Here is a 6,462-nt window from a genome sequence, read left to right as displayed (position 1 = left end):
ATATGTCCCCTGACGAATTCGAAAAACTGTATGAAAGGGTGAATGTTCTGCCGGCTGCTTAGCTGGCGGAACCTCTCATTTTAATCTGTACTAAATCTTGACATAAGACCACTGTACTCTTCAGCGCATTCATCTTTTGTACCCATACCATGGGAGCATCTGCTTTCAGTTGCTCCGTTATCCCTTGCTGCACCGCCATTTGTTTTATCAGAAGTTCTACCATCTCATGTGCTTCTTTATCTATCATGTTCAAATGTTCATTTAATTTCCCGGATAATACCATCGACTGATAGTACCATGGTTTATGCTCTTTCAGATAGCTTTTTCTTAACATCCCATACTTCCCGTAATTCGCCGTTTCTTCCTCCAGTACAGCTAAATCCGGCAAGTAATAGTCTCCATGTAAGGTATAAGTTAATCCGTTATTCTCATCATAAATGTACTTTTCCATATTCGTTTTTACCTTTCCATATTCCATTTCTTTGTTTTGCTATTTATTTTGTCCTCTTCTCGCGCAGACACATTTTGTTTGGCTATTTCAAGTCTTTTCAATATGCTCTGTTCTTTTTCCGGCTGTTCTTTCTTTCTATTTTCAAATTTTTCCCTCTCTTCATCTTTTCGAACTGCCAGAAACACCGTATCTTCACCCATGACACGAACAACCCGGTCAAACATAATTGCTATACTTTTCAGCATCGCGTTTTCCTCTTGAAGTTCCTTATTTTTCTCAATCAATATACTATTTTCTGCCTGCAATGATTTTTTCTCTCTTTTCAAAATTTTAATTTCTATACGAGCATTTGTTAGCTTCTGTGTGACCTGTTCAACTCTTACAGCCAACGATGCAATTTTATTTTTCATGCGGATAAACAATGGCTTCGCCTTTTTCTCCCGATAGGAAGAAGCTAATTCCAAAGTCCCTGCCTGTGGTAACTGCTCTTCTATTTTTTCCTTGAAGTCCGCCGTTTCAGCATTCATGCTATCTATTATCGGTTTTAAATTTTCAAGTCTTTTTTCGTGCTTCTCAGCTTCCTTTTCCGCATGATCAGCTCTATCTTTAGCTTCTTCTACAGCTTTTTCCGCATCTGCTTTCGTCTGCTCCAATATTTTAATGTCAGCTCTGGATTCCACCATCTGTCCAATCAGGCTTTCATTTTGCACTTTCAGGAGAGCATTTTCCTTTTCCAGAGCTTTTACTTCCTCTGATCGCATCTTTTTCTTGTAATCATAAACCGACAAATGTTCCTCATGTGTACCTTTTTTCTCCCACTCAATACCATGCCTCTCCATAACACCAGCAAGCACTTCTTTTTCATGATTGATCCATTGGTTCCATTCTGAATCATGCTTTGTTCCACCCTTAAATCCGAGTGAGGCCAACGCCTGTTTCAATGATACCTTGGTATCCAATCCTTTTCCCTTCCAACCGGATATATAAGGCACAAAATCAATATGCAGATGCGGAGTGGCTTCATCCATATGAAGATAACAATTAAACACCCGTAAAGTCGGATTCCGCTGCTGAAAGTCCTTCATATATTCGTCAAGTATTTTAGCAGCCATTTCTCCTTCTGCCGTATCTGATGACATATCATCTTTATTTCCAATCTGGATAATCATCTCATGAAATAATTTCTCCTGTTTCCCCTGACGGATTTTCTCATAGTAATCAGTAATCTTACGGTCATTTCGTTTTTGTACTGCATTATATCTTTCTATTGCTTCGTTAAACAGCTCATGGTAAACCTTTCGGAGATTCTCATCATAATATTTTACATTCAGATGCGTTCGGTCAGCATCCACGTTCTCTGCAATAAAAGCTCTTCGATTATGTGCAAGAGACCCTGCGCCCATCATTCCACTGATTGTTCTTTTCAATAAGCATTCCCCCTTCCTTTTCTAATAGAGTAGTGCCGGATACGGCACATAAACTTTATTTACACCAGTTATGGCGATTCAAAGTATTCTTCGCCGGATACGGCGGTTTTATTACTTTTGTCAAAAGTAACGCAAAAGCACTTTCGACAGCCGTTCCGTCCATCAAAAGTACCCTTGCGCCCTACCGGGGGTACAAGACGTCTGAGGGACGTCTGTTCTGCACTGACCGAAGCGGAGCGAAGTTCCTTTCCTCCCTACGGTCGGTGCAACTTCTCCCAGTTATATCCTTGCTCTGATATACTCCAGATCACCACGATAAGGTGTTCCTACCAGATACCAGTTCCGGGCAGCATCCATTTCCATTCTGGTCTCTACCCATTTACCATCTACCAGAACTTCCAGACACTCTCCGCAGTAAAATCCGGTATCAATCCATAAATCTGCTGATAACAATCCATACCTGTCATTGCTGCTGTTATATCCTAATCTTCCCTGTCTCATAGTTGAAATCTCCTTTCACAATCTGACCAGAAAGGATGCCCCGAAAAAAGGCTCCCTCTCTTTGTCAATCCTTTCCGATTTTATTTCCGAAGCCTTGCCTTATCTGCCACTGATACAGGAGCGTGTCACGCCCCTGTCATAAGGTGATCAGAAAAAACTACCATCGAAACTCCTCCTCTACTCCTCGCCTGTCCAGATACTCCTGTCGGGCTTTCTCTCTTTCTTCCAAAGTGGCTGCGCTTTTCGATTTCCCATACAATTCATGCATCACCAACGCATCCAATTTCTTTTCCAATCCCTGCTTAATACTATTCTCCAGATTATGATTTTCCATCAAATGGTATTGTAAAAGCTGGTAAAACAGCTCAAACGGTATCTGCACATTTCTCATTGGTATCTCCTTCCTGTGACGGTTCTGACGATTGTGACGCTGTTTTCAGTACCGTATCTGTACCGGAAATAACCGTCATATCGTCACTTACCGTCATTTCATCTAACAACTGCAACGTGATCATACTTCCTTTACTGGTGTGCTTGTTAGAGTACCGGATTTTATATTCTTCCAGTAAATCCTCCACTGCAATATTCAAAGCTCTGGTAAGTACATTGGCTTCCATCTCAATACCCGTAAGTAAAGCCGACAGCTCTGTAGCGCTTCCTGACCACACTTTGCTATTCTTTATCAATGCAGCTACTGCATCAAGCAGAGGATTTGGCGGCTTCTTCCATAACTCCACATCATTTTTCACGAATTTCCACAGACAATGTTCCCGATCAAACTGCAGATAAATTTTCTGATCCTGCTGATCACGTCCGGCAACTTCCAGCGTTGCCTTATTATCTGTTCGTTTCTCTTTTTCCATAACGAAGGCACCATCTGCAGCTCCCAGCAGGCCATTGGTACCGGAAATGCGTTCAAAGCTATCGGAAGAATCCAGTTTTCTTGTATGATGTACCAGAAGAATACAAACACCATATTTGTCACTGAATGCTTTTAATCGTGTAACATTCTGGTAGTCATCCGCATAACTGAATTTATCTCCACCGATTTCCTTTACCTTCTGCAGTGTATCAATAATAATCAGCCTTGCATCTTTATTCCGCTCTACAAACTGCTCCAACTGCTCTTCTAATCCGGTATTCAGAGTTTCTGCTTCAACTGCAAAATAAAAGTTCTCACTGTCCTCAACTCCGAACATCCTTGCCAACCGTTTCTGTAACCGTTCTTCCGTATCTTCCAGAGCCAGATAAAGTACTGCGCCCTGTGTGACCGGATAATTCCATAACGGAATTCCTTTACTCACATGGTATCCAAGCTGTGCCATAAAAAAGGATTTTCCTACCTTTGGTGCTCCCACAAACAGGTAGGTTCCGTTGTATAACAACCCTTCTACCACAGGTTTACTGGGTGGATAAACCGTATCATACAGTTCCGTCATAGATTTTACTTTCAGTGCATGAGGGGCACTGTGCCCCACCATGCTGTTACTTTTCGTCCTATTCCCGGAATTTTGCTGTTGTACCTGTCTCGTACTTTCTGGTATAATGTTTTTGTCAGTTATTACGGGCTGTTTCACATCTGCGCCAACATACTGGAGTTCCTTAGCGAGCGGGCCAGGCGAGCTTAGTAACTCCGTATGCAGAGCTGATGGGCATGAAACAGTCTGTTTTTCATTTAAACGCTGCATTCCGTTTTCCTCCCTTCCTCTCGCTGAGCATTTAACATCTCCGCCAGTTCTTTCTGCTTTGTTGGATACAGATGCCCGTAAGTATTCAAGGTAACACGGATATCCTTGTGTCCAAACCGTTCCTTGATCATCAGCGGCTGTACACCATGATCGATCAGGTACGCTGCATGGCTGTGGCGAAGGTCATGGACACGGATTTTTTTCAGATGATGTTTTTCAATCACTCTTTTCATTTTGTGCTGTACTGACTCAGCCACAATCGGAAAAATCCTGTCATCTTCCTGAAGTCCATAAAGCTTGTCCATATACTCTTTTAATTCCTTTACCAGAAACTCTGGAATATCAATAGTTCTGATTGACTGCTCCGTTTTAGGAGGAGTAATAAAGTCCTCTTTATGCTTCCGATAATACGTTTTGTTAATCCTCAACCGATAATTTACCGTATCAATATCGGCTTTTGTTAAGGCAAGGGCTTCGCCGATTCTGGATCCGGTCCAGAAGAGCAGTTCAAACAGAACATAATATCTTGCGCCAGGTTCTATCTGAGCGATAAATGCGTTATACTCGTCTATCGTCCAAAACACCATTTCATCTGCATCCGGTTTTCCCATACGCACCATCTTATCAAACGGATTTTCTGCCAAATCATACACCTTGCAGGCATGGGTAAATACTGCCTGAAAATGCTTATGAATATCGTTTAGATAGGTTGGTTTATATCCCATTGATGTAATCTTGTTCTGCCACTGGATCAGTTCCGGAGCTTTAAAACTATTCATCGGGCGATCAGCAAAATAAGGAAAAATGTGCTTTCTGAATACATCCCGTTTGTTATAAACAGTTCGTTGTTTAATCATATTTTTCTTATCCTCCAGATAGATTTCAAAGAAGTCTTTCAAGGTCGTATTTAAGATGTTTCCCTGAGAAAGCATCTGTCTCTCCCATTCTTTCGCATCCTTTTTTCGCATAAAACCACGCTTCTTTTTATGAATTGTTTTCCCAGTCCAGTCCTTTACTCTAACCTGTGAAGTATAAGTTCCATTTTCTTCTCTCGTAATTGACATCCAGACACCCCCTATTTTTCTTCCCCATATAATGCTTCGGCTCCGCCATAGAATTTTTCTTCCCAATAGCGTCTCGGCAATCTTCCTGATACCGTTACATAACCCTTTTCTCTTAGATTATCGTTTAAACCTTTGATAATCTTGTATGCAGTTTCTTTTGCTACACCAAGAGTAGCTGCGACTTCATCTGCATATACCATTGTTTCTCTTCTTGCCATTATTCATCTCTCCTTTCATTGGTACTCATATGTGTACCATGTATTGTTATTATATAGTACTCATTTGTGTCCGTCAAGTGGTTTTATTGTCTTTATTTTTTTCACACAAATTAATCATTCTATGATAGAATACAAATGTGTACCCGTCATTGAAAGGAGATGCAGCCATGACTACAGGGGAAAAAATAAGATATTATAGAAATCTTCGAGGAATGTCGCAGGAAACCCTTGGGGAATTATCCGGCATTCACTATGCCACCATAAAGAAATATGAACTCGGTATCCGTAATCCAAAACCGGAACAACTCCTGAAAATATCAAATGCTCTGGGAATCAGCATCAATGTTTTTCTGGATCTGGATATATCCACTGTTTCAGATGTTCTCTCTCTACTGTTTAAAATGGATGATGAAATTGATATGAATATATCTGCAGATAAAAAGGAAGACGGAGCTTATATTCCATCTTCGGTCAGAATTTCTTTTGACAATAAAGAACTAAATAAACGATTATGCAAATATCTGGAAACAAAAGAACTGCTAAACACTGCGCTGGAAAAATATCAATCAGGCAGTATAGATGAAAAGCAAAAAAAAGAACTGGAAGATCTGGAAAAAACGATAGATGAGATCAAACAATCTCTGATAGACAGTAACCTTGTAATCCGTAAAGGGACTTCCGGTATCACTGTGAAGATTCCTCAAATATGATTTCATAAAAGAAATCCTTGCATATGTAGCCATTGTAATAGAAATGTAGCCAAACTGTAGCCACTTTAGGAAACTGAAGTGGCTGTTTTTCTGTCCGAAAATAAATTTTTACACTCTACTCATCGTAAATAACTCCCTCTATTTTCTATTTCCGGGAAGCAGAAAAACCCCAGAAACACGAGGTTTCTGGGGCATCTTACGTAAGCGCCAAATATTCCTGCGGATTTTCTAATCTTCTGGATTCCTCTATAATTGTAGATGAAAGATATTTAGACTATTTCACTACAATCATGGAGGATAGGTTATGGCAGCTACTCGCAAAGCCCCTGTTCCAATGGCTGAACAGATCAGGCTTATCAATGAATGTCGCAAAAGCGGCATGACAGATGCTGACTGGTGCCGT

The 6,462-nt window shown here is 40.7% G+C and carries 8 protein-coding genes; 1 reads left to right on the top strand and 7 read right to left on the bottom strand.

Annotated features, from left to right (window positions below; all coding sequences use genetic code 11):
• Positions 1 to 58 precede the first annotated feature (58 nt).
• The 7 genes from ACTQ50_RS18745 to ACTQ50_RS18715 all read right to left on the bottom strand — a co-directional run bounded on the left by ACTQ50_RS18745 (position 59) and on the right by ACTQ50_RS18715 (position 5,349).
• Positions 59 to 451: a TnpV protein gene (locus ACTQ50_RS18745; RefSeq protein ID WP_441485430.1), complete on the bottom strand. Its 393-nt coding sequence runs from the start codon at positions 449 to 451 to the stop codon at positions 59 to 61.
• Between the two features lie 8 nt (positions 452 to 459).
• Positions 460 to 1,878 (bottom strand): plasmid recombination protein, encoded by a 1,419-nt coding sequence (locus tag ACTQ50_RS18740; RefSeq protein WP_441485429.1) that lies wholly within the window; start codon positions 1,876 to 1,878, stop codon positions 460 to 462.
• Positions 1,879 to 2,157: 279 nt separating this feature from the next.
• Positions 2,158 to 2,379 (bottom strand): DUF5348 domain-containing protein, encoded by a 222-nt coding sequence (locus ACTQ50_RS18735; RefSeq protein ID WP_441485428.1) that lies wholly within the window; start codon positions 2,377 to 2,379, stop codon positions 2,158 to 2,160.
• A gap of 157 nt (positions 2,380 to 2,536) precedes the next feature.
• Positions 2,537 to 2,770 carry a complexin-2 gene (locus ACTQ50_RS18730; protein WP_441485427.1) on the bottom strand — a complete coding sequence of 78 codons (234 nt, stop codon included), beginning with the start codon at positions 2,768 to 2,770 and terminating at the stop codon, positions 2,537 to 2,539.
• Positions 2,745 to 4,067: an AAA family ATPase gene (locus tag ACTQ50_RS18725; RefSeq protein ID WP_441485426.1), complete on the bottom strand. Its 1,323-nt coding sequence runs from the start codon at positions 4,065 to 4,067 to the stop codon at positions 2,745 to 2,747. Before ACTQ50_RS18725 ends, ACTQ50_RS18730 begins: the two co-directional genes overlap by 26 nt.
• Positions 4,055 to 5,131 carry a tyrosine-type recombinase/integrase gene (locus ACTQ50_RS18720; protein ID WP_441485425.1) on the bottom strand — a complete coding sequence of 359 codons (1,077 nt, stop codon included), beginning with the start codon at positions 5,129 to 5,131 and terminating at the stop codon, positions 4,055 to 4,057. The genes ACTQ50_RS18725 and ACTQ50_RS18720 overlap by 13 nt, the downstream gene beginning before the upstream one ends.
• Positions 5,132 to 5,142: 11 nt before the next feature.
• Positions 5,143 to 5,349 (bottom strand): hypothetical protein, encoded by a 207-nt coding sequence (locus ACTQ50_RS18715; RefSeq protein WP_441485424.1) that lies wholly within the window; start codon positions 5,347 to 5,349, stop codon positions 5,143 to 5,145.
• 167 nt (positions 5,350 to 5,516) lie between these two features.
• Here ACTQ50_RS18715 and ACTQ50_RS18710 point away from each other — a divergent pair, with 167 nt between their 5' ends.
• Positions 5,517 to 6,059 carry a helix-turn-helix domain-containing protein gene (locus tag ACTQ50_RS18710; protein ID WP_441485423.1) on the top strand — a complete coding sequence of 181 codons (543 nt, stop codon included), beginning with the start codon at positions 5,517 to 5,519 and terminating at the stop codon, positions 6,057 to 6,059.
• Positions 6,060 to 6,462 lie beyond the last annotated feature (403 nt).

It is taken from the genome of Blautia sp. Sow4_E7, from assembly GCF_052116245.1.
Lineage (GTDB): Bacteria > Bacillota > Clostridia > Lachnospirales > Lachnospiraceae > Blautia_A.
This window is presented reverse-complemented; position numbering and strand designations above follow the sequence as displayed.

Coding starts and splice junctions, on each gene's coding strand:
- ACTQ50_RS18745 (WP_441485430.1), bottom strand. CDS start 451: ATGGAAAAGTACATTTATGATGAGAATAACGGATTAACTTATACCTTA.
- ACTQ50_RS18735 (WP_441485428.1), bottom strand. CDS start 2,379: ATGAGACAGGGAAGATTAGGATATAACAGCAGCAATGACAGGTATGGA.
- ACTQ50_RS18730 (WP_441485427.1), bottom strand. CDS start 2,770: ATGAGAAATGTGCAGATACCGTTTGAGCTGTTTTACCAGCTTTTACAA.
- ACTQ50_RS18725 (WP_441485426.1), bottom strand. CDS start 4,067: ATGCAGCGTTTAAATGAAAAACAGACTGTTTCATGCCCATCAGCTCTG.
- ACTQ50_RS18720 (WP_441485425.1), bottom strand. CDS start 5,131: ATGTCAATTACGAGAGAAGAAAATGGAACTTATACTTCACAGGTTAGA.
- ACTQ50_RS18715 (WP_441485424.1), bottom strand. CDS start 5,349: ATGGCAAGAAGAGAAACAATGGTATATGCAGATGAAGTCGCAGCTACT.
- ACTQ50_RS18710 (WP_441485423.1), top strand. CDS start 5,517: ATGACTACAGGGGAAAAAATAAGATATTATAGAAATCTTCGAGGAATG.